This window comes from Mesorhizobium sp. M1A.F.Ca.IN.020.06.1.1 (assembly GCF_004023265.1).
Classification (GTDB): Bacteria; Pseudomonadota; Alphaproteobacteria; order Rhizobiales; family Rhizobiaceae; genus Mesorhizobium.
Genome location: NZ_RZSR01000914.1, coordinates 1 through 2,412 on the forward strand (window position 1 = coordinate 1; position 2,412 = coordinate 2,412).

4 protein-coding genes are annotated in these 2,412 nt (G+C 61.8%); all 4 read right to left on the reverse strand.

Annotated elements, in window-relative coordinates; all coding sequences use genetic code 11:
* Positions 1 to 167 precede the first annotated feature (167 nt).
* Positions 168 to 1,571, reverse strand: coding sequence for an APC family permease (locus EOA60_RS28940; RefSeq protein ID WP_127335054.1), 1,404 nt, complete (start codon positions 1,569 to 1,571; stop codon positions 168 to 170).
* Between the two features lie 14 nt (positions 1,572 to 1,585).
* Positions 1,586 to 1,741 carry a hypothetical protein gene (locus tag EOA60_RS28945; RefSeq protein ID WP_164893870.1) on the reverse strand — a complete coding sequence of 52 codons (156 nt, stop codon included), beginning with the start codon at positions 1,739 to 1,741 and terminating at the stop codon, positions 1,586 to 1,588.
* A 21-nt stretch (positions 1,742 to 1,762) separates the two neighbouring features.
* Positions 1,763 to 2,140 carry a hypothetical protein gene (locus EOA60_RS28950; RefSeq protein ID WP_095800950.1) on the reverse strand — a complete coding sequence of 126 codons (378 nt, stop codon included), beginning with the start codon at positions 2,138 to 2,140 and terminating at the stop codon, positions 1,763 to 1,765.
* A gap of 11 nt (positions 2,141 to 2,151) precedes the next feature.
* Positions 2,152 to 2,412: hypothetical protein (locus EOA60_RS28955; RefSeq protein WP_206628301.1), on the reverse strand; the 261-nt coding region annotated here is incomplete at its 5' end.

Sequence of the window (2,412 nt, forward strand, 5' to 3'; positions counted from 1 at the left end):
GCCTCGTCGTCGGCGAGCGCCGCCCTGGCCCTGTTGCGGCTGGAGCGCGCAAGCCAGGCAAGGTGAAGGACGACCGCAAATACGATCGCCCCGGCAAACAAGACTGACGTCAACTCAGACATCTCGACACGCCAAGACCCGCCGCCAGGCGGCGGGTCTTTTTCCGTTCAATAGCCCTGCGGCTTCGGCCAGGGCATGGTGAACTGGTCGCCGCGGCGCACGAACTTGTAGCGGTAGAAGTGGAACCACAGCGAGATCAGGAAGTAGAAGGCGATCATCGCGATCAGCTGCGAGCCGAAGCCGAGGAAGATGGCTAAGAAGGTCACCACGCACAGGCAGAACAGCACGATCGCCGGCAGCGGATGGAAGGGATGCGTGTAGCCACGGCGGATCGAGCCGAGCGGCCACTTCTTGCGGAACATCATGATGTTGATGCTCATGAAGGTGTATTGCAGCACGCCCGACAGGATCGAGAAGGTGATCGCCTGGTTGAGATCGGCAATGAAGGCGAAGGCCAGCGCGATCGGCAGCAGGAACAGGATCGACCGATAGGGCGTGCGATACTTCGGATGCACCGCCGAGAACCAGCTCGGCAGGTAGCGGTCGCGGCCGAGCGAGAACCAGGCGCGGGCGGCGTCATTGATGCAGCCATTGGCCGAGGCAAGGGCTGCAAGCAGCGTCGCGATGAAGAGCAGGTTCTCGAGCAGCGGGCTGCCGGTCAGCTTGCCGGCGTCCCAGAGCGGATAATAGGTGATGCCGAGATATTCCCACGGCATCAGCGAGGCGCAGACATACCAGGTCATGGCGGCGGCGATCAGAAGCGTGATCATGCCGGCCATCGTGCCATAGGGCAGGGAACGCGCCGGCGAGCGCACTTCCTCGGCCGCTTGCGTGGTGCCCTCGATGCCGAGATAGTACCAGATGCCGAACTGGAAGGCGGCGATCACGCCGATCCAGCCATAGGGCAGCGCGTTGCCGGGAGTGACCAGTTCGTTGAGCTTCAGCACCGCCCCTTGCGTCCATGGACTGACCGAAAAGAACAGGATGACGATCGAGATATAGGCGATCGCCGTGATGACGAAGTTGACGTTGAGCGTCATCAGCACGCCGCGATAGTTGAGCCATGCCAGCACGACGATGGTGGCGGCGATGAAGGAATTGTGGGTCAATCCCTCGACACCTGCTTTGGCAACGATGGTGTCGCCAAGCAGGATCGCATCCGAGACTTCGAGCATCGTGTAGGCAAAGACCAGGAACAGCGCGACGTTGAAAGCCATCAGTGGCCCGACGATGTGCTTGGCCTGCGCGTACTGGCCGCCGGCGGCGGCGACCGTCGACGTCACTTCCGAATCGATCATCGCGACCGAGGTGTAGAGCAGTCCGACGACCCAGCAGACGATCAGCGCGGCGAGCGCGCCGCCCTTGTCGGCGGCAAAATTCCAGCCGGTGAACTCGCCGACCAGCACGATGCCGACGCCGAGCGCCCAGACATGGGCGGGGCCGAGCACGCGTAGCAGCGAGACCCGGTCGCCGTGGACCACCGTTTCTCTCGTTTCAACCGCGACTGTCATTGGTGAGGCTCCACTCAGATCCGGTGCTTTTCGGAGACGGCTTCAAGCTCGCCTTCGCGCGAGGAGGTCAGCGTCTCCTCGGAATAGGTCGTGTCGACCTTGAACCAGTCGTAGAGCATCCACAGCGCGAGCAGGATCGAGATGCCCCAACATGCGTAAGAGACTGTCATCCACATGATCGTGTTCCCGGGTTACTTGCCGTCGAACTTCTCGTTGATCACCTCGCGATATTCGCGATCGGAGGCGCGGAACATGAAGACGAAATAGGCGATCAGCACCACCGCCATGATGATCAGCGTCGGCCAGTCGATGATGTAGTGGAAGCGGTTCTGGATGATGTCGTGGGCGGTCTCCGGCGTGTAGCCGAGCTTTTCCCAGATTGAGGCCATGGTCGCGTTCTGGCCGAGCGCTTCCCAGGTCTTGGCGTCGAGCACGTCGATCGATTTCGCAGCACCCGCGAGGCCGAGTTTCAGCGGCAACCAAAGCGCCACGAAAATGGCGACGACGACGACGGCGATGTCGAAGACCTGACCGGCCTTGCTCTGCTCCGGCGGAATGTAGCGGGACATGCTTTCTCCCTTCAGGACTGGCGGTTGCGGAACGCATCGGCGTTCTTGATGTCGAGGCCGTAGATGAAATCCTTGTCTTCCTTGTAGTGGTTGAGCATCGCCAGGATGGCGGCGGTGTTGAAGATCAGCACCGCGGCCGCGGCGATCACCACCACGAGCTTGATCCCGCTGTCGGGGATGTAGGCCCAGGTCATCAAGAGGACGAAGAGGATCGTCGCCCAAAGGCAGACGATCAGGAGCACGGATCCGCGCACGTCGGAACGGTACAGCGC